Raw genomic sequence first — 19,760 nt, 5'->3', positions numbered from 1 at the left:
TTTTCGCGGTTCAAAAATATCACATTGGTAGGGCAGTAAGGAGCCAATGCAATGACCCTGTCCAAATTTCGTGCGGAACTCTGTTCCACCACTCACAATTCAAATCTGCGCGATGGTCTGATCGGCGAGAATGTTCTGATCCCGGGTCTGCTTGGAGACGTGCCGCTTGTCTATGCGGATTACGTCGCTTCGGGTCGCGCGTTGCGGCAGGTCGAGGATTTTGTGGCGCAGGATGTTTTGCCGTTTTACGCAAACAGTCACACCGAGGCCTCCTACTGCGGATCCTACATGACACGTCTGCGCCGCGCAGCGCGGGCGGAAATAGCCCGCATTGTTGGTGCTCGGGAAGAGGACGCGGTGATCTTTACCGGGTCTGGCGCCACTGCGGGGCTCAATCGGCTGGTCAGCCTGCTAGGGGTGGCAGAGGCTGACCAGCCGATTGTCTTGATCGGCCCGTATGAGCATCATTCGAATATTCTGCCGTGGCGCGAAAGCAAAGCACGTGTCGTCGAAATCCCCGAAGCCGAAGGCGGTGGTGTGGACCTGCATGCGCTGAAAACCGCGCTCGAGGCCCATGCGGATGCCGATTTGGTGGTCGGATCGTTTTCTGCCGCGTCCAACGTAACAGGTATTATCACCGATCCCGATCCGGTCACACGGATGCTGAAGGCGTATGGTGCTTTGGCCGTTTGGGACTATGCCGGTGGCGGGCCCTACCTGCCGATGGACATGGGACCCGAAGATGCCCGCAAGGATGCGATCGTGGTTTCGCCGCACAAGTTTCCCGGTGGCCCGGGCGCGTCAGGTGTTTTGGTTGTGAACCAAACTGCCGTGAAACGGACCTGTCCCAGCTGGCCGGGTGGTGGAACCGTCAGCTTCGTATCACCGTGGCGGCATGACTACAGTGCCGATCTGTCCACCCGCGAAGAGGCCGGGACACCCAACGTGATCGGAGACATTCGTGCGGCGCTGGCCTTCATCGTCAAGGATGTCGTCGGAACGGACGAAATCGCCCGGCGCGAGGCGCAGTACAATCAAATGGCGCTGGACGGGTGGAAGAACAACCCGAACCTGACCCTGCTTGGGGTCGAGAGCGCGCATCGGCTGCCGATCTTTTCCTTCCTGGTGCGCGACAATGCGGGTCGGCCCGTGCATCAGCAGCTGTTCACCCGGATGCTCAGCGATATCTACGGCATTCAGGCGCGGGGCGGCTGTGCCTGTGCCGGACCCTATGCCCACCGCTTGCTGGGGATCGATCAGGCAACGTCCGAGGCGCTGCACGCTGCCTTGTCCGCAGGGGAAGAAATGAAAAAACCCGGCTGGGTGCGCCTGAATTTCTCATATCTGATGAGTGAGGAAACGGTTCAGTTCATCATCGACAGCGTCAATGACCTGTCGCACCGGACCGAAGAATTCACGCCTTACTACAACGCTGACCCGGCAACAGCGCGCTTCAAGGCCGCATGAGGGAATTGCCGCTTTTCTCAACCCTTTGAGACAGGTATGAGAGGCCCATTGAACGGAGCCTCTCATGACCAAGATCACCCCACAACCCGGCATTATGGACATCGCGCTGTATCAGGGCGGCCAGTCGCATGTGGCGGGAGTGGAGCATGTGATCAAGCTGAGCTCGAACGAGAACCCCTTTGGACCCAGCCCCAGGGCCATAGAGGCGGTGCGCGACAGCGCGGCCACTCTGCATCGTTATCCCAGCACCGACCACGCGAGCCTGCGCGCGGCCATCGGCGCACGCCATGGGCTGGACCCGGCGCGGATCATCTGCGGTGTCGGCAGCGACGAGGTATTGCAGTTCGTCGCTCAGGCCTATGCGGGGCCGGGGGACGAGGTGATCTATACCGAGCACGGGTTTTCCATGTACCCGATCATCGCCCGCATGGCCGGTGCGACGCCGGTCATGGTGGCCGAGCGTGACCGCAAGGTGGATGTGGATGCCATTCTTGCCGCGGTGACGGGGCAGACGCGGATCGTGTTTGTCACCAATCCCGGCAATCCAACCTCGACCATGATCTCGAACGACGAACTGGAACGTCTGGCGCTGGGTCTGCCCGATACTTGCCTGATGGTTCTGGACGGCGCTTATGCGGAATTTGTCGATGGGTTCGATGGCGGGGCGTCGCTGGTTGACGCCCATGAGAATGTAATCATGACGCGCACCTTCTCAAAAGTGTACGGGCTGGGCGGTATGCGTGTCGGATGGGGCTATGCGCACCGCCCGATCATCGACGTGCTGAACCGGGTGCGCCAGCCGTTCAACCTGTCGCTGACCGCATTGGCGGCGGCCGAAGCTGCGGTAAACGATGTGGAATTCCTGACCTTCTGTCAGGCCGAAAACGCGCGGCTTCGCGTGTGGCTGGCCGATCAATTGGCCAAGACAGGCGTGCCGTCGGACCCGTCCTGCACCAACTTCATCCTTGCACGTTTTGGCGATCAGGCCGAAGCCGAGGCCTGCGACGACTACCTGAAAACGCAGGGTTTGATTGTCCGCCGGGTTGCAGGCTACAACCTGCCGAACGCCTTGCGGATCACCGTGGGCGACGAAGAAGCCTGCCGCCGTGTGGTTGCGGCGATCACTGCATTCAAAGAGGGCGCAGCATGAGCCAGATTTACGACCGCGTTGCGCTGATCGGGCTGGGCCTGATTGCTTCGTCCATGTTCTGGGCGATGAAACGTGCAGGGCTGGCCGGGGAAGTGACGGGTTATGCCCGGTCCGAGGAAACCCGAGAAACGGCACGCAGGATTGGATTGTGCGACCGTGTTTGCGACACGGCACGCGATGCGGTCGAAGGTGCCGATCTTGTCGTCCTGTGTGTGCCTGTAGGGGCTATGGGCGCAGTTGCAAAAGAGATTGCACCCGTGCTGAAACCCGGCGCCACCGTTTCGGATGTGGGTTCGGTCAAGCGGGACGTCATTCGGGCGGTGCAACCGCACATCCCCGACGGCGTGCACTTCATACCCGCGCACCCCTTGGCTGGGACCGAGCATTCCGGCCCTGAATCCGGGTTTGCCGAGCTGTTTGACAATCGCTGGTGTCTGTTGGTCCCGGTCGAGGGTTCGGATCCGGATGCCATTGCCCGCCTGCGCGCGCTTTGGGAGGGCATGGGATCGAATGTCGATGAGATGGATGCGGATCACCATGATCTGGTCCTTGCCGTGACGTCCCATGCGCCGCACCTGATCGCCTACACGATGGTCGGCGTGGCCGACGATCTGCGACGGGTGACCGACAGCGAGGTCATCAAGTATTCGGCTGCCGGTTTCCGGGACTTCACCCGGATTGCCGCGTCCGACCCGACCATGTGGCGGGATGTGTTCCTGTCCAACAAGGATGCGACGCTGGAAATCCTGGGCCGGTTCACCGAAGAGCTTTTTGCCCTGCAACGCGCCATCCGTACCGGGGACGGTGATCATCTATTTGACTACTTCACCCGCACCCGTGCTATTCGTCGCGGCATTATCGATGCCGGGCAGGATACGGATGCACCGGACTTTGGGCGGGGAAAGGCAAGTTCATGAGACTGCGCTGGGGGCATATTCTGATCGGGGTCGTGGCTTTGGGTGCCGGGCCAGTTCAGGCGGCGCCCCTTGACCAGTCTTTGGTGCCTCTCATGCGTCCCTCGCTTGTTCAGCAGGCTGTCAGCACGCCTGCCCCCTCTGACACTGCCAACCTGCGTCCGGTTTCGCGCCCGGTTTCCCCGCAAGTCACCGCCGCGGCGGCGCGCCCGTCGGAACTGCCACTTCTGGGGCCGGACACGTCCTTGATGCCTTATTTGCGACCCGAGTCCGTCGAACAGCAGGTGTTGTTCAAAAGGCGCAAGCTGCGCAAAGGGTCTGTTTGCGGGGATATTGCCATTCAGGGCAAGCCTGTTGGCCGCGTGGGCAGCAAGAATTCAGCCTGCGGTGTCAAGGACGCGGTGCAGATCACCTCGGTTTCAGGTGTGACGCTCAGCCGTCCCTCGACTATGGATTGTGGCACCGCCATTGCGTTGAACAAGTGGGTCGACAAGACCGTCAAACCCACCTTCAAACGCCGCGGGCCCGTTGTCGAATTGCAAATCGCCGCCCATTATGCCTGCCGAACCCGCAACAACCGCAAAGGCGCGCGGATATCCGAACATGGCAAGGGTCGTGCGATCGATATCTCAGGTTTCAAAATGGCCGACGGTGAGGTGGTGACCGTCCTGAACGGGTGGCGCAAGAACCCGTCTCAGAAACAGCTCAAGAAAATCTGGCGCGGGGCGTGCGGTCCGTTCGGCACCGTGCTGGGGCCAAATTCAGATCGTTATCACAAGGATCATTTCCACCTTGATACGGCCCGCTACCGCAGCGGACCTTACTGCCGTTAACGCAGGATCAGGCGCGGGGCGGGGCCCAAAGGCAATGGCCCGAGCGCCACGAAACCATCGCGAAAATTCAGTTGCAGATCCAGCGCGTTGGGGTTGCCGCCCAGCCCTGCCAGAAAGTTCAGCCCTCGGGTGACGGGATCTACGGCCTGATCGGGCAGGGCGCCCGCCGCGTTCGCCATGGCGATCATGTCGCGCCAGTTTTCGGCTTTGACGGCGATCTCTCCGGTCGGAATACCCTGGGCGTCCACGTCCAGATCGCCGGTCGCGAACAGGCGCAACTCACCCCATTTGATTTCGACCAGACGCAGGTCGATGGCCACGGGCTGCGGACGGCCGTCTTCGAGGGCGGACCGGCTCCAAACCTTGTCGAAGGTGGTGACCATCTCCAGTTCCAGCGTTTCAAAGCTTTGTGGCAAGGAACTTGCGGAATGCATCACAGCCCGCAGCCTTTCCCCCGGTGTGAACCCATCCGCGCGGGCGGTGATGGCATAGGCTTCCGAAACTGTCGTTTGTTCCATGATCAGGCTTAGCGTGTCACCCGAGGCCAGCGTGGTGGAGCTTTCCGTCACCGACCAGGCCCCGGCCGTCAAAGCCATTTTTTCCAGCACGAGCGAGACGCCCGGCTGCAATTGCAGCTCGGCAAGCAATTCGTCAGCCACAATTGTTGATGTCTGGTCGAAGTATGACAGGCGTTGCGGTGTGTCAGCGAAGCGCAATACCTGACGACCGGGCCAGATGGCCGGGCTTTTGAATTCGATCCAGTCCGCGCTCCACGCCGTGCCATTTACCGGATCCGCCAGTGCCGGATTGTTCAGACGGGTCATGTGGTGGGTTGGATACCCGGCCGTTGCGACATCCGAGAAATCCGCCTGCCAGCCGCGTGCCTCCTGCTGGTCGAACCAGCCAGTGATCGCAGAGCGCAGGCCATACCCGGCCACGAACCAATACGCGCTCCACGCAAGGGTAACAAAAATCAACACTCGTATCAGACGCATCCGAAATGGCCCTTTTTCCCGCCTTGGAATTGATGTTTATAGGCCGAAACAGGCAAGGACCAGTGCAATGACGATGTGGGTATTCGGATATGGATCACTGCTGTGGAATCCGGGCTTTCCGGTGGCACGCAGTGAACGCGCGACGTTGCACGGGTTTGCCCGGTCCTTTTGCATGAGTTCGATCCACCACCGCGGGACAGAGGAAAAACCGGGCCTGGTGCTGGCACTGGACGAACAGGCGAACGCAAGTTGCACCGGTTTGGCCCTTGCGGTCGAGGCGGGGCACGAAGACCGCACGCTGCACGAGCTGCGCGAGCGCGAGTTGATTTCCTCGGCCTATGTCGAACGTATGTTGGACGTGCATCTGGAAAGCGGAGGCGTCGTAAATGCCGTGACCTATGTGATCGATGCCGACCACGTCCAGTATTGCGGCGGGATGCCGTTGGAGGAACAGGCCCGGATCATCGCACATGCGGTCGGCGGGCGTGGGCCGAATGACGAATACCTCTATAATACTGCCGAACATCTGGCCGAGATCGGCCTGCGTGATCACGATCTTGAGTGGTTGGCGCAACGGGTCCGCGATATCACCGCATAAACTCTTGGCGTCACGCGCGGAATCCCGCTAGATTCGACGCAAAGCAGGCAAAAATCGGGAACCACGCGCATGGCGCAGGCACATCAGGGCGCGAGACCCCATTTCTCGCATCCAATTCGACAAATTCTGTTGATGTTGATGGCGATCGGCCTGTCCGGGCTGGGGGTGTTTCTGGCGCTTCCATACGTTTTGCCGGTTTTTTATGCCAATCCGTATCTGAATGGCTTCATCCTGATTGTGTTCTTTATCGGCGTCTTCGCCTGTTTTTATCAGGTTACGCAGCTGATCGGGTCCGTGCGCTGGATCGAGGCCTTTGTCGGTGGTGTTGTTCGCGAAGATGCGCGCACACCACAGTTGCTGGCGCCTTTGGCATCGCTGCTGCGCGAGCGAGGCGCGCGCTCACAGATCAGCTCCACCTCTACCCGGTCCATTCTGGATTCCGTGGCCGAGCGTGTCGAAGAAGAACGGGAAATCACGCGTTATATAACCAACGTTCTGATCTATCTGGGTCTGCTGGGTACATTCTTCGGCCTGGCGACAACCGTTCCAGCCATTGTCGACACAATCCGCAGCCTGAACCCGCAGGAAGGCGAAGAGGGGCTGGCCGTCTTCAATCGTCTGATGACGGGGCTCGAGGCGCAGTTGCAGGGGATGGGTGTTGCGTTCGGGTCGTCTCTGCTGGGTCTGGCGGGATCGCTGATTGTTGGTCTGCTCGAAGTGTTTGCCGGGCACGGGCAGAACCGCTTCTATCGCGAGCTCGAAGAATGGCTGTCCTCGATCACCCGCGTTGGATTTGCCAGCGGCGAAGAGGGCGGGGCAGAGATCGCCGTACTGACACCTGTGCTGGATGCCATGTCCGAACAGATGGATGCATTGCAGGATCTGTTCGCCGCTCAGGAAAGTGAGCGGGCTGAGGTTTCGGCCAAGCTGGGGCAACTGGTCGATGTGATTGCCGAGATGAACAATCGTCAGGCCAATACCGAAAGCGTCACGTCTGCTCTGGAGCGTGTCGCGCTGGGGCAGGATGCGTTGCTTGACCACATGCGCGAACACGGTGCAGGCGATGGCATCGATGCCGAAAGCCGGATGCGCCTGCGCTCGATGGATGTGCAACTGCTGCGCATTCTCGAAGAGATTTCGGCGGGTCGGCAGGAAAGCATGAACGAATTCCGCAAGGATATCGAACTGCTGGTCAAGGCCCTGACTCTGCCGCGGGGTGCGGTGCGCACCACGCCGGAAGGAGAGTAGCCCATGGCGCTGTCCCGCCGCACCGGTCAACGCTTTCAGGGCTCGGTCTGGCCCGGATTCGTGGACGCGATGACGGGGCTGTTGATGGTGCTGACTTTCGTTCTGACCATCTTCATGGTGATTCAGTTCGTGTTGCGAGAAACCATCTCGGGGCAGGAAGACGAACTGACGACATTGGCAGACGAAGTTGCAGCGCTTGCGGGCGCGCTGGGGTTGGAAGAGCGTGAAAACAGTCGCTTGCAGGCAAGGCTGGGTGCGTTGAACACGACACTGTCGCAGGCCGAAGACGATCTGGCGCAAGCGCAGTCACTGATCGCTTCGCTGAGTACCGAACGCGACCGTCAGGCCGCCGCGCTGGATCAGGCGCAGACCCGTATCACGAATTTCGAAGCACAGGTTGCGGCGCTGCTTGCCGAACAGGAACAGGCTTTGGGCGACATTGCCGCGCTTGAGACCGAGCGCGCGCAATTGCTGACGGAACAAGAGGCGCTGAACCTTGCCCTTGCACAAAGTCGCGACGAAATCGATGCACAGACCGAAGCGGCCCGTTTGGCAGCCGCCCGCCGCGAGGCGCTGGAAGCAATGGTTGCGGATCTCGAGCAAAGCGGCAAGGAACGCGCGGCGGAAATCACGGCCCTTGAACAGCAACTGAGCGATGAGGAAGCCTCCCGTCTGGCCGAAGCTGCTGCTGCTGAGGCATTGCGAAACCGACTTCAGGATGCAGATGCCGAGCTGACGGCCATGACGCTCGCGTTGGAGGCACAACGCAAGGAGGCCGAAGACACGCTGACCCTTCTGGCCGCCGCGCAAGCCGCGCGGGCTGAGCTTGAGCGGCAATTCGGCGACGTGAGCCCTGAGGAATTGCGCGCCCAGCTTGAAGCCGCCCTGGAGGCGCAAACGCAAGCGCAGGCGGATGCTGATGAGCAACGCACTCTGGCCGAACAAAGGCAGGCCTTGCTGGCGCTGGCCGAGTCGACCTTGTCGGAGGAGAAAGAAATCTCTGCCGAGGCCCAGCGTGAGGCGGCCCTGCTGAACCAGCAGATTGCCGCCTTGCGCGGGCAGTTGGGGTCATTGCAGGCCCTGCTGGACGATTTCGAAGAGCGCAACGAGGCCGCCGAGATCCAAATCCAGACTTTGGGGCAGGACCTGAATGCCGCGCTGGCCCGTGCCGCTTCGGAAGAACGCCGCCGCCGCCTGCTGGAAGAAGCCGAACGTCTGCGTCTCGAGGCCGAGGCCGAAGCCCTGGCCGGTCAGAATGAGGAACTGGCAGCGCAGGCGGAAGATCTGCAACGCTATCGTTCGGAGTTTTTCGGACGTCTTCGGGATGTCCTTGGCGATCAGGAAGGCGTGCGGATTGAAGGCGACCGCTTTGTCTTTTCGTCCGAGGTTTTGTTTCCGACAGGATCAGCCGTGCTGTCCGCGGAAGGGCGGCAGGAGGTTGCGAAAGTTGCCGACATCCTGCGCAGTGTCGCCGCCGAAATTCCGCCCGGCCTGAACTGGGTGATCCGGGTCGACGGCCATACCGACAACGTTCCGCTGGCCGGTTCGGGCCGATACCGGGACAACTGGGAACTCAGCCAGGGTCGCGCGTTGTCTGTTGTGCGCTATATGGTCGACGCGTTGGGCATTCCACCCAACCGTCTGTCTGCGAACGGTTTTGGAGAGTTCCAGCCCGTCAACCCGGCTGACACGCCCGAGGCGCGGGCACAGAACCGCCGGATCGAGCTGAAACTCACGGAAAGATAGCAAGACCCTTACTCTTGGCTGCGCAATCCGCGTGACGGGGCCAAACCGATTACCGTCTGCCGAAGCGAAAGCTCTGATCTGGTGTGCCCATGAAGCATCGGGGCACCACCGGGTAATCCTCGGTCAGAAAATACGCATAGGTTCCTGACGGGTATTCTGCTGAAACGGTAAAGGCGCCGTTGCATTGGTCCAACTTGCCGTGACCCTGAATAAAAACGTAATCCTCGTTGAAGGTGCCGTCATGCCGCCCGTCCGGTGCATTGCCACCGGGGCGGCGACCGGATTTCAGACGATAGGACGACGACATTTCAGTCACTTTGCCCGCAACAACACCAGTCACAGCATAGATGGGGAAGCCATCTGCGGCGTAGCCGATCAACGGTGAGTGCTCGGACGGTGACCATCCCAGACGTTTGACCAACCCTGTCGGTACACCGTGATAGTGATACTTTCCGTTCGGCTGTACATGGGCATAGTTGGCATCCAGCCCTAAAGAAATGCCACCTCCCAACGCATCGTAGGACCACCCGGAGCGGGGGTCGCCATGCCAGAACTCGGCCGCCAGCGGGTCAAACACAACCCCATTGAGCGACACGCCAAAGTTCCACCCCATTTGCAGCGGCGTGACTGCGCCTTCGGCTGCGGGCTGTGCAGGCAATTTCAACCTGACCTTCTGCTGTTCGATCTGGTGCGGATTGCCTCGGTTTGGAAACAGGCCAACCAGATGATCAGGAATGCCATTGCCCGTCACTTTGATTTTTCCGCCTTTCTCTTTCACCGAGGCGCTGTTTTCTCCGGGGTTTTCGGTTGCGGGCACCAACCTCAGCGGTTCTGCGGTCGTTTCGTCGTGATAGCGAAACCTGTGCTGTGCGGTTGCCACCGCGGCCGCGGCAGAAAGGGCAAAGGCGGCGCCCCAGAGGATTGAAATTTTGCTCACGTGCCGATCCCTGTTTTGTGTTCATCATTGAAGATGACACGCAGCAGAAGCCTGGTTCCGTCGCATTTCATGCTGCCGACAGAGAAAAATCATGCTGCCGACAGAGAAAAAGCCCGGCGATGGTGATCGCCGGGCTTTGAAGGAATTGTCTGTTCTCCGGTCAGTCCGCCGTCAATAGAGGTGGCTTGTCTCCTGAAATGCGCCGTTGGTCCGGCCCAAGAATTTCAAGATCCAGTTCGCCCTTCTTGACCGAGACACGAACCACACCGCCCTTGGCCAGTTTGCCGAAAAGCAACTCCTCGGCCAGAGGCTTCTTGATATGTTCCTGAATGACACGTCCCAGCGGGCGTGCACCCATCTTGTCGTCATATCCCTTGTCGGCTAGCCACTCGGCAGCTTTGGGCGTCAGATCGATGCTCACGCCGCGATCCAGCAGTTGCGCCTCAAGCTGTAGGACGAATTTCTCGACCACCTGCAAAATGACCTCTTTCGGCAGCGGTGCGAAGGAGATCACGGCGTCCAGACGGTTGCGGAATTCCGGTGTGAACATGCGCTCGATCGCGGCCGTGTCTTCGCCTTCGCGCCGATCGCGCCCGAAACCGATGGCGGCTTTGGCCTGCTCTTGCGCGCCGGCGTTCGACGTCATGATCAGAACCACATTGCGGAAGTTCACCGTGCGACCGTTGTGATCGGTCAGCTCGCCATGGTCCATCACCTGCAACAGGATGTTGAACACGTCCGGATGCGCTTTTTCGATTTCGTCCAGCAGCAACACGCAATGCGGATGCTGGTCAACACCGTCGGTCAGCAAACCACCCTGATCGAACCCGACATAGCCCGGAGGGGCACCGATCAGGCGGCTGACCGCGTGCTTCTCCATGTATTCCGACATGTCGAACCGCAAAAGCTCCACACCCAGCGTATCCGCCAGCTGTTTCGCCACCTCGGTTTTCCCGACCCCGGTAGGACCAGCGAACAGGTAGTTGCCGATGGGTTTCTCAGGTTCGCGCAGACCGGCACGGGCCAGTTTGATCGCGCTGGACAGCGCCTCGATGGCCAGATCCTGACCAAACACCACCCGTTTCAGCGAGGCTTCGAGGTCTTTCAGCACCAACGCATCATCCTTGGTGACGTTCTTGGGCGGGATACGCGCGATCTTGGCGACAACCGCCTCGATTTCTTTGACGCCAATGGTTTTGCGCCGCTTGCTTTCCGCGACCAGATGCTGCGCCGCGCCGGCCTCGTCGATCACGTCGATGGCCTTGTCGGGCAGTTTGCGGTCGTTGATATAGCGGGCCGACAGCTCCACCGCCGTCTTGATGGCATCGGCGGTGTATTTGATGTCATGATGCTCTTCGAAATAGGGCTTTAGCCCGCGCAAGATCTTGACGCTGTCTTCCACCGAAGGTTCGTTCACGTCGATCTTCTGGAACCGGCGGCTCAGCGCACGGTCCTTTTCGAAGTGTTGACGGAACTCCTTGTAGGTGGTCGAGCCCATGGTGCGCAGCTTGCCGCCCTGAAGCGCAGGCTTCAGCAGGTTCGAGGCATCCATAGCCCCGCCCGAGGTCGCCCCGGCACCGATCACGGTATGAATCTCGTCGATGAACAACACCGCGTCCGGGTGATCCTCCAACTCGGTCACAACCGCTTTCAGACGTTCTTCGAAATCACCGCGATAGCGGGTTCCGGCCAGCAGCGCGCCCATGTCCAGCGAATAGATCGTGGTGTTGGCCAGCACGTCGGGGGCCTCGCCACCGACGATCTTGTGCGCAAGGCCTTCTGCGATGGCGGTCTTACCCACACCCGGATCCCCCACCAGCAGCGGGTTGTTCTTGCGGCGGCGGCACAGCACCTGGATGCAGCGTTCCACCTCGTCCGAGCGTCCGATCAGCGGATCGACATCGCCAGCTCGAGCCTTGGCGTTCAGATCCACGCAGTATTTTCCAAGCGCGCTTTCTTTCTGTTCGGCTTCACCGGATGTGGTCTGGGCGTCTTCTTCCACCTGATCCGCACCGGATACCGAGCGGCTTTCGCCATAGGCCGGATCTTTGGCGACACCATGCGCGATGAAATTGACCGCGTCGTAACGGGTCATGTCCTGCTCTTGCAGAAAATAGGCGGCATTGCTTTCGCGTTCGGCGAATATGGCAACCAGTACGTTGGCGCCGGTCACTTCGGTCCGGCCCGAGCTTTGAACGTGGATCGCCGCGCGCTGAATGACGCGCTGGAACGCTGCGGTGGGTACGGCTTCGGATCCGTCGATATCGGTGACCAGATTCGAAAGGTCCTCGTCGATGAACTCCACCAAAGTGCTGCGCAACTCCTCCAGATCGACACTGCACGCTTTCATGACGCGCACGGCATCGGGTTCTTCCAGAAGGGCCAGCAGCAAATGCTCCAGCGTTGCGAATTCATGGCGCCGTTCATTCGCAGCCGCCAAGGCCGCGTGGATGGCTTGTTCCAATGTGCTCGAGAATGAAGGCACGCGGGTGCTCCTCTGTCTTGGGTCAGAAAGGGGCGGGCTTTCGGCCGGAACCCCATCCCAACCATGTCCTCATACTATTAGAGTTTGGTTGATCGTGGCGCGGCTTCAAGGGTTTTCTTTCACTTGACAGTCACATTTGTTGTGACCGTGGCCGTGAAGAGGGGGAAATAGGCATCAGAACCTGTCTTTTCTAGCCCGGATTTCGGCAAAAACGGCCTTGGGGTCAGCGCCGACCATACCCAATTTCGCCTGAATCGCCGGATCGGCGGCCCTCAGGAACGGATTTGTGGCCTTTTCAAGGGCCAGAATGGAAGGAACAGTGGCTTTCCCGGCGGCACGCGCGCGGTCGATATCCGCCATGCGATCTTTCAAGGCTTGGTTTTCGGGATCGACAGTAATCGCGAATTTGGCGTTGGATTGTGTATATTCATGCCCTGAACAGACCAAAGTGTCGTCCGGCAGGGCGGCCAGCTTGCTCAGAGAGGCCCACATTTGTGCGGGCGTGCCCTCGAACAGGCGTCCACAACCCAGCGCCATCAGGCTGTCGGCGGTGAACACGGCAGAACTCTGCGGCATGTAGAAAGCGATATGGCCATCCGTATGCCCGGAAACGTCCAGAACCTGAACCGGTTCGCCGCCTATCTCGAAACTGTCCCCCTCGGTGACCTGCTGATCCAGCGGCGGCAGGCGATTTGCGTCAGCAGCGGCCCCGATGACCTTAGCCGGCTGTTTGGCCAATATTTCCGCCAGCCCGTCCACGTGATCCCAGTGATGATGGGTCAACAGAACATGTGACAGTGACCACCCCCTGTCATCCAGCGCTTTCAGGATCGGTCCGGCCTCGGGTGCGTCGATCAGGGCGGTCTGGCCAGTGACGGCGTCATGCGCCAGAAAGGCGTAATTGTCGCTCAGGCAAGGGATTGTAACGATTTCAAGAGGCATGGCTTTTTGCCCTTTCATTGCTAGACTGCGCCCAGCTAAGCCGATTGACCGGATGTCCGCAATGCATCTTGATGTACAGGATCTGAGGAACTTCTATTACCGCAGCACACTGGGGCGTGCGGCGCAGGCGGCTATTCGCGGGCGTCTGATCGAGCTTTGGCCCGAAGCAAAGGGCCAGACAGTGGCGGGATTCGGTTTCGCGGTCCCTTTGCTGCGCCCCTACCTGTCGGATGCGCGCCGGGTCATCGGGTTGATGCCGGGACCACAGGGCGTGATGCCCTGGCCGGCAGGTATGCCCAACGTTTCGGTCCTGACCGAAGAAACCCTCTGGCCGATCGAGACCGGCCACGTGGACAAGCTTGTGGTGATGCATGGGCTGGAAACGTCGGAAAGGCCAAACCAGTTGCTTGACGAATGCTGGCGCGTGCTGGGTCCCGGTGGCCGGGCCGTATTCATCGTACCCAACCGGGCGGGCCTGTGGTCACGGTCGGACAAGACCCCGTTCGGGTTCGGACGTCCGTACTCTGCAACTCAGTTGGAAAACCAGCTCAAGGCGCATCACTTTCTGCCCGAGGTGCATTGCTCGGCCTTGTACATGCCTCCGTCATTCCGGCGTTTCTGGTTGAAATCCGGCAATCTGATCGAAAAGACCGGCCAGCGGATTCCGACGGTGATGGCGGGTGGGGTGCTGATGGTCGAAGTCAGCAAACATATCCGCCCGCCAAGCGGCAGCGTGACCAAGGATGCGGTCAAAAAGCCGATCAAGGCGCTTGACGGCTTGCTGAAGCCCGCCTGACAAACCCGGGCAATTCCATGTGAAAAACAGAGGAAAAAAAGTCACAGGAATCGCAAAAACCTGCATATTCGTAACATTTTTCAACTGGGCCAATGTGTTCAAACCGTCGCACTTGCCGTAAGTTCATGAAAAATAACAATTTGTGGATAATTCTGTTACCGCTATAGCGTATTGCTTGGTTGGTTCGGCTCTGCTACATCCCCGGTGATTTTGATCCCCGCCCTTCAAGGACGGGGTTTCTTCACGCCCCCGGGGTAGCTGCCGCACGCGAATTCGGGGCCCAAAATATCGGAAGGGTGGACGTGTCCGAACCAGCTTCGATTTCCACTGGCATCGCCGAGCGCTATGCCACCGCGATCTTCGAGATCGCAAAAGAGAACAACGACCTTGCAGGTCTGGAATCCGGCATCAATGATCTGGCAGCAGCGCTGGACGACAGTGCAGAGCTGCGCGACCTGATCGCCTCGCCGCTGGTGTCCCGCGCTGAACAGGAAGGCGCGATCACTGCGATCGCAGACAAGATGGGTCTGAACCCCATCCTGCGCAACACACTGGGTCTGATGGCGCAGAAGCGCCGCCTGTTCGTCTTGCCGCAACTGCTGAAGGTTCTGCGCGACATGCTGGCCGAAGAGCGCGGCGAAGTGACCGCCGAGGTCGCCTCGGCCAAGGCGCTGACCAAGACCCAGATGGAAAAACTGTCCAAGACACTGTCCGAGCGCGTGGGCAAGACGGTGACAATCAATGCGACCGTGGATGAAAGCCTCATCGGCGGTCTTGTCGTTAAAGTGGGCTCGAAAATGATCGACAGTTCGATCCGTTCGAAGCTGAACTCCCTACAGAATGCAATGAAAGAGGTCGGATAAATGGGAATCCAAGCTGCAGAGATTTCTGCAATCCTGAAGGACCAGATCAAGAATTTTGGTCAGGAAGCCGAAGTGGCCGAGATCGGTCGCGTGCTGAGCGTCGGTGACGGGATTGCCCGTGTATACGGTCTGGACAATGTGCAAGCCGGTGAGATGGTCGAATTTCCCGGCGGCATCATGGGCATGGCGCTGAACCTGGAAAGCGACAACGTCGGTGTCGTTATCTTCGGTTCCGACCGTGACATCAAAGAAGGTGACACCGTCAAGCGCACCAACTCGATCGTGGACGTTCCGATCGGCGACGAGCTGCTGGGCCGCGTTGTGGACGGTCTGGGCAACCCGCTGGACGGCAAAGGCCCGATCAACGCAACCAAGCGTGGCGTTGCAGACGTAAAAGCCCCCGGCATCATCCCTCGTAAATCGGTTCACGAGCCGATGGCAACCGGCCTGAAATCGGTTGACGCGATGATCCCGATCGGCCGTGGCCAGCGTGAGCTGATCATTGGTGACCGTCAGACCGGTAAAACCGCCGTTGCTCTGGACACCATCCTGAACCAGAAAAGCTATAACGACGCAGCCGGCGACGACGAGTCGAAGAAACTGTACTGCGTTTACGTAGCGATCGGTCAAAAGCGTTCGACCGTTGCGCAGCTGGTGAAGAAACTGGAAGAATCCGGCGCCATCGAATACTCGATCGTCGTTGCCGCGACCGCTTCGGACCCGGCACCGATGCAGTTCCTGGCACCCTACGCCGCGACTGCGATGGCGGAATACTTCCGTGACAACGGCCGCCATGCGCTGATCATCTATGATGACCTGTCGAAGCAGGCTGTTTCGTATCGTCAGATGTCGCTGCTGCTGCGCCGCCCGCCGGGCCGTGAAGCGTACCCGGGTGACGTTTTCTACCTCCACTCGCGTCTGCTGGAACGTTCGGCGAAGCTGAACGAAGATTTCGGCGCGGGCTCGCTGACCGCTCTGCCGGTCATCGAAACCCAGGGTGGTGACGTTTCGGCCTTTATTCCGACCAACGTGATCTCGATCACCGACGGCCAGATCTTCCTGGAAACCGAACTGTTCTATCAGGGCATCCGTCCTGCCGTGAACACCGGTCTGTCGGTTTCGCGTGTGGGTTCGTCGGCTCAGACCAACGCGATGAAATCGGTTGCCGGTCCGGTCAAGCTGGAGCTGGCTCAGTACCGCGAAATGGCTGCCTTTGCGCAGTTTGGTTCCGACCTCGACGCCGCCACCCAGCAACTGCTGAACCGTGGTGCACGCCTGACCGAGCTGATGAAGCAGCCGCAGTATTCGCCGCTGACCAACGCGGAAATCGTCTGCGTGATCTTCGCCGGCACCAACGGCTATCTCGACAAGATCGACGTTTCGGATGTGGGCCGCTACGAGGCCGGCCTGCTGGCGCATCTGCGCGGCAAGCATGCTGACCTGCTTCAGTGGATCACCGACGAAGATCCCAAGATCAAGGGTGACGCGGCAGACAAGCTTAAGGCAGCGATCGACGAATACGCCGCGACCTTCGCTTGATAGGAGGTTCTGATGCCTAGTCTGAAGGACCTTAAAAACAGGATCGAGTCGGTCAAATCGACCCGCAAGATCACCAAGGCCATGCAGATGGTCGCGGCCGCGAAACTGCGCCGCGCCCAGGAATCTGCCGAAGCCTCGCGCCCCTATGCCGAACGGTTCAATGCCGTGATGGCGGGGCTGGCGGCTTCGGTCGGGGGCAGCGACAGCGCCCCCAAGCTGCTCCGGGGTACGGGCAGTGATGATGTCCATCTGCTGGTTGTCATGACAGCTGAACGCGGCCTGTGTGGCGGCTTCAACGCGAACATCGCCAAGCTGGCCCGCGCCAAGGCGGAAGAGCTGCGCCTGAAGGGCAAGACGGTCAAGGTTCTGACCGTCGGCAAGAAAGGCCGCGACGCGCTCAAGCGTGATTTGGGCGATCTGTTCGTTGGACATGTGGACCTGAGCGAGGTCAAGCGTCTGGGCTATGCCAACGCGCAGGACATCGCGAAGGACATCCTGTCACGCTTCGACGGGGGTGAGTTCGACGTTGCCACGATCTTCTACTCGAAGTTCGTCAACGTCGTGACCCAGATCCCGACGGCACAGCAAATCATCCCCGCCTCGTTCGAGGACGAAGCGGCGGGTGACGACAGCGGTGCCATCTTCGACTACGAGCCCAGCGAAGAAGCCATTCTGGCCGACCTGCTGCCCAAGGGGGTTGCGACTGCGATCTTCTCGGCTCTGCTCGAAAACGGGGCGTCTGAACAGGGTGCACGGATGTCCGCGATGGACAACGCGACACGCAACGCGGGTGAAATGATCGACAAGCTGACGATCCAGTTCAACCGCTCGCGTCAGGCCGTGATCACCAACGAGCTGATTGAAATTATTTCCGGCGCCGAAGCGCTGTAAGAAAACCGGAGACGAAACATGGCGAATGCAAAAGGCAAAGTCACACAGATCATCGGGGCCGTCGTCGACGTGCACTTCGAAGATCAGCTGCCTGAAATTCTGAACGCGCTGGAAACCACCAACAACGGCAAGCGCCTGGTGTTGGAAGTTGCTCAGCACCTGGGTGAAAACACTGTCCGCACCATCGCGATGGACGCGACCGAAGGTCTGGTCCGCGGCGAGGCCGTGACCGACACCGGCGCACCGATCTCGGTGCCGGTCGGCAACGCCACCCTGGGCCGCATCCTGAACGTGGTCGGCGAACCGATCGACGAAAAAGGCCCGGTCGAAGCATCCGAAACCCGCGCCATCCACCAGCCCGCGCCCGAGTTCGACGAACAGTCGACCGAGTCGGAAATCCTGGTCACCGGCATCAAGGTGGTTGACCTGCTGGCGCCCTACGCCAAAGGCGGCAAGATCGGCCTGTTCGGCGGCGCCGGTGTGGGCAAGACCGTTCTGATCATGGAACTGATCAACAACATCGCAAAAGTGCACTCGGGCTTCTCGGTGTTCGCGGGCGTTGGTGAACGGACCCGTGAAGGGAACGACCTGTACCACGAGATGATCGAATCGAACGTCATCAAGCCCGACAATCTGTCGGAAAGCCAGGTGGCCCTGGTGTACGGCCAGATGAACGAACCTCCGGGTGCGCGTGCACGTGTTGCTCTGACCGGTCTGACCCTGGCCGAACAGTTCCGCGACCAGTCCGGTACCGACGTTCTGTTCTTCGTCGACAACATCTTCCGCTTCACGCAGGCGGGTTCCGAGGTGTCGGCTCTGCTGGGTCGTATTCCTTCGGCGGTGGGCTACCAGCCGACGCTGGCCACCGACATGGGCGCCTTGCAGGAACGGATCACCTCGACCAAGTCGGGCTCGATTACTTCGGTTCAGGCGATTTACGTGCCTGCGGACGACCTGACCGACCCTGCGCCGGCAACCTCGTTCGCGCACCTCGACGCGACCACCGTTCTCAACCGCGCGATCTCGGAAAAGGGTATCTATCCGGCCGTTGACCCGCTCGACTCGACCTCGCGTCTGCTCGACCCGGCCATCGTTGGTGAAGAGCACTACAAGGTTGCGACCGACGTTCAGCAGATCCTCCAGCGCTACAAGTCGTTGCAGGACATCATCGCCATCCTCGGCATGGACGAACTGTCGGAAGAGGACAAACTGACCGTGGCCCGTGCCCGTAAGATCGAACGCTTCCTGTCGCAGCCGTTCGACGTGGCCGAGGTCTTCACCGGTTCGCCCGGCGTTCAGGTTCCTCTGGATGTCACCATCTCGTCGTTCAAGGCCGTTGTGGCCGGCGAATACGATCACCTGCCCGAAGCGGCCTTCCTGATGGTAGGCGGTATCGACGACGTGATCGCCAAAGCGGAAAAGATGGCCGCAGAAGCCGCCTAAGGAGTGTCCCTGATGGCAAACACGATGCAATTCGACCTCGTCAGCCCCGAGCGGAGCCTTGCTTCGCTCAGCGCGACGGCGGTCCAGATTCCCGGCGCGGACGGGGACATGACGGCAATGCCCGATCATGCCCCCACCATCACCACGCTGCGCCCCGGTCTGCTGAAGGTTGAGGCACCCGAAGGGTCCAGCGAATACCTGGTCACCGGCGGGTTTGCCCAGATCAACGGCGACAGCCTGTCGGTTCTGGCCGAAAAGGCCATCCCGGTGGATGAAGTGACCCGCGCGCATCTGGACGAGCTGATCGAAGACGCCCGCGCCTCGCATGAGGCAGCCAAGGGTGGCGATGATCAGACCATCGTCGACGATGCAGCCAAGCTGCTGGCCGACATGGAAGCGCTTGGAACACATATGAGCCTGTAACGGGCCCACCAGTGAAAAAATTGAGCGGCCTCGCAGATGCGGGGCCGTTTTTTTGTCGTGCTTTTGCCGAAATGCCGGGGTAAGTTACGGGAATTCAAGAATAATGATGATATGATGAAAAAGTTCCTAACCCATCCGATTGGAATTGCGCAGGGCGAGAATGTCCTGTTTTCGGAATTTGCCGAAGGCGGCGAAATGTGGACCGGGCAGGGGCCGCGCGAACGCCGAACCCCCATTCGGTTCAAAGAAGCATTTCGAACCCCGCCCGTGGTGCAGATCGGGATCTCTCTGTGGGATGTGGACACGTCCTCGGCGCTACGTGCCGAAGTTCAGGCCGAACATATCACAACCGTAGGATTCGACGCAGTATTCCGGACCTGGTCCGACACGCGGATTGCCCGCATCCGCGCAAGCTGGACTGCGATAGGAGAGGTGGCACACCCGGACGACTGGAGTATTTCCTGATCCGGGGGTGCCCTTTTTTTCGGGC

Annotated in this window: 18 protein-coding genes; 14 read left to right on the top strand and 4 right to left on the bottom strand. The window is 60.0% G+C overall.

The window, feature by feature from the left end; genetic code table 11:
• Positions 1 to 51 precede the first annotated feature (51 nt).
• The 4 genes from AC2FF8_RS06080 (at position 52) to AC2FF8_RS06065 (ending at position 4,364) form a co-directional block, all read left to right on the top strand.
• Positions 52 to 1,467 (top strand): aminotransferase class V-fold PLP-dependent enzyme, encoded by a 1,416-nt coding sequence (locus AC2FF8_RS06080; RefSeq protein WP_496879187.1) that lies wholly within the window; start codon positions 52 to 54, stop codon positions 1,465 to 1,467.
• A 64-nt stretch (positions 1,468 to 1,531) separates the two neighbouring features.
• Positions 1,532 to 2,617 carry a histidinol-phosphate transaminase gene (gene hisC / locus AC2FF8_RS06075; protein ID WP_496879186.1) on the top strand — a complete coding sequence of 362 codons (1,086 nt, stop codon included), beginning with the start codon at positions 1,532 to 1,534 and terminating at the stop codon, positions 2,615 to 2,617.
• Positions 2,614 to 3,534, top strand: coding sequence for a prephenate/arogenate dehydrogenase family protein (locus AC2FF8_RS06070; protein WP_170346029.1), 921 nt, complete (start codon positions 2,614 to 2,616; stop codon positions 3,532 to 3,534). Before hisC ends, AC2FF8_RS06070 begins: the two co-directional genes overlap by 4 nt.
• Positions 3,531 to 4,364 carry an extensin-like domain-containing protein gene (locus AC2FF8_RS06065; RefSeq protein WP_496879185.1) on the top strand — a complete coding sequence of 278 codons (834 nt, stop codon included), beginning with the start codon at positions 3,531 to 3,533 and terminating at the stop codon, positions 4,362 to 4,364. Before AC2FF8_RS06070 ends, AC2FF8_RS06065 begins: the two co-directional genes overlap by 4 nt.
• On the opposite strand, the gene AC2FF8_RS06060 is transcribed toward AC2FF8_RS06065, so the two are convergent.
• The gene (locus AC2FF8_RS06060; RefSeq protein ID WP_496879184.1) at positions 4,361 to 5,359 is read right to left on the bottom strand and encodes a DUF2125 domain-containing protein; all 999 of its coding nucleotides are present in this window, start codon (positions 5,357 to 5,359) and stop codon (positions 4,361 to 4,363) included. The genes AC2FF8_RS06065 and AC2FF8_RS06060 overlap by 4 nt on opposite strands.
• A gap of 67 nt (positions 5,360 to 5,426) precedes the next feature.
• On the opposite strand from AC2FF8_RS06060, the gene AC2FF8_RS06055 reads away from it, so the two are divergent.
• The 3 genes from AC2FF8_RS06055 (at position 5,427) to AC2FF8_RS06045 (ending at position 8,951) form a co-directional block, all read left to right on the top strand.
• Complete coding sequence (locus tag AC2FF8_RS06055) at positions 5,427 to 5,957, top strand: gamma-glutamylcyclotransferase (RefSeq protein WP_170346032.1); 531 nt, start codon at positions 5,427 to 5,429, stop codon at positions 5,955 to 5,957.
• Positions 5,958 to 6,026: 69 nt separating this feature from the next.
• Entirely contained in the window at positions 6,027 to 7,205 is a 1,179-nt protein-coding gene (locus AC2FF8_RS06050; protein ID WP_170346033.1) for a biopolymer transporter ExbB, read from the top strand.
• A 3-nt stretch (positions 7,206 to 7,208) separates the two neighbouring features.
• A complete protein-coding gene (locus tag AC2FF8_RS06045; protein ID WP_496879183.1) occupies positions 7,209 to 8,951 on the top strand; it encodes a peptidoglycan -binding protein in 1,743 nt (580 codons plus the stop codon).
• Positions 8,952 to 9,000: 49 nt separating this feature from the next.
• Here the strand turns inward: AC2FF8_RS06045 and AC2FF8_RS06040 are convergent, their stop codons facing one another.
• The 3 genes from AC2FF8_RS06040 to gloB all read right to left on the bottom strand — a co-directional run bounded on the left by AC2FF8_RS06040 (position 9,001) and on the right by gloB (position 13,315).
• Positions 9,001 to 9,888 carry a YHYH protein gene (locus AC2FF8_RS06040; protein WP_496879182.1) on the bottom strand — a complete coding sequence of 296 codons (888 nt, stop codon included), beginning with the start codon at positions 9,886 to 9,888 and terminating at the stop codon, positions 9,001 to 9,003.
• Positions 9,889 to 10,048: 160 nt separating this feature from the next.
• Positions 10,049 to 12,373: an ATP-dependent Clp protease ATP-binding subunit ClpA gene (gene clpA / locus AC2FF8_RS06035; protein WP_425078847.1), complete on the bottom strand. Its 2,325-nt coding sequence runs from the start codon at positions 12,371 to 12,373 to the stop codon at positions 10,049 to 10,051.
• A gap of 174 nt (positions 12,374 to 12,547) precedes the next feature.
• The gene (gene gloB, locus AC2FF8_RS06030) at positions 12,548 to 13,315 is read right to left on the bottom strand and encodes a hydroxyacylglutathione hydrolase (RefSeq protein WP_480683669.1); all 768 of its coding nucleotides are present in this window, start codon (positions 13,313 to 13,315) and stop codon (positions 12,548 to 12,550) included.
• A 61-nt stretch (positions 13,316 to 13,376) separates the two neighbouring features.
• Here gloB and AC2FF8_RS06025 point away from each other — a divergent pair, with 61 nt between their 5' ends.
• The 7 genes from AC2FF8_RS06025 to AC2FF8_RS05995 all read left to right on the top strand — a co-directional run bounded on the left by AC2FF8_RS06025 (position 13,377) and on the right by AC2FF8_RS05995 (position 19,735).
• Entirely contained in the window at positions 13,377 to 14,111 is a 735-nt protein-coding gene (locus AC2FF8_RS06025) for a class I SAM-dependent methyltransferase (protein WP_152459015.1), read from the top strand.
• Between the two features lie 302 nt (positions 14,112 to 14,413).
• Positions 14,414 to 14,974 (top strand): F0F1 ATP synthase subunit delta, encoded by a 561-nt coding sequence (locus AC2FF8_RS06020; protein ID WP_170346038.1) that lies wholly within the window; start codon positions 14,414 to 14,416, stop codon positions 14,972 to 14,974.
• A complete protein-coding gene (atpA, locus tag AC2FF8_RS06015; RefSeq protein WP_170346039.1) occupies positions 14,975 to 16,513 on the top strand; it encodes a F0F1 ATP synthase subunit alpha in 1,539 nt (512 codons plus the stop codon).
• 12 nt (positions 16,514 to 16,525) lie between these two features.
• Positions 16,526 to 17,404 carry a F0F1 ATP synthase subunit gamma gene (locus AC2FF8_RS06010; protein WP_170346040.1) on the top strand — a complete coding sequence of 293 codons (879 nt, stop codon included), beginning with the start codon at positions 16,526 to 16,528 and terminating at the stop codon, positions 17,402 to 17,404.
• Between the two features lie 18 nt (positions 17,405 to 17,422).
• Positions 17,423 to 18,847 (top strand): F0F1 ATP synthase subunit beta, encoded by a 1,425-nt coding sequence (gene atpD, locus AC2FF8_RS06005; RefSeq protein WP_170346041.1) that lies wholly within the window; start codon positions 17,423 to 17,425, stop codon positions 18,845 to 18,847.
• 12 nt (positions 18,848 to 18,859) lie between these two features.
• Positions 18,860 to 19,270, top strand: coding sequence for a F0F1 ATP synthase subunit epsilon (locus AC2FF8_RS06000; RefSeq protein ID WP_170346042.1), 411 nt, complete (start codon positions 18,860 to 18,862; stop codon positions 19,268 to 19,270).
• A gap of 114 nt (positions 19,271 to 19,384) precedes the next feature.
• A complete protein-coding gene (locus AC2FF8_RS05995; protein WP_496879181.1) occupies positions 19,385 to 19,735 on the top strand; it encodes an H-type lectin domain-containing protein in 351 nt (116 codons plus the stop codon).
• The last annotated feature ends 25 nt before the right edge of the window (positions 19,736 to 19,760 follow it).

It is taken from the genome of Ruegeria sp. YTSA144, from assembly GCF_059610125.1.
This window is presented reverse-complemented; position numbering and strand designations above follow the sequence as displayed.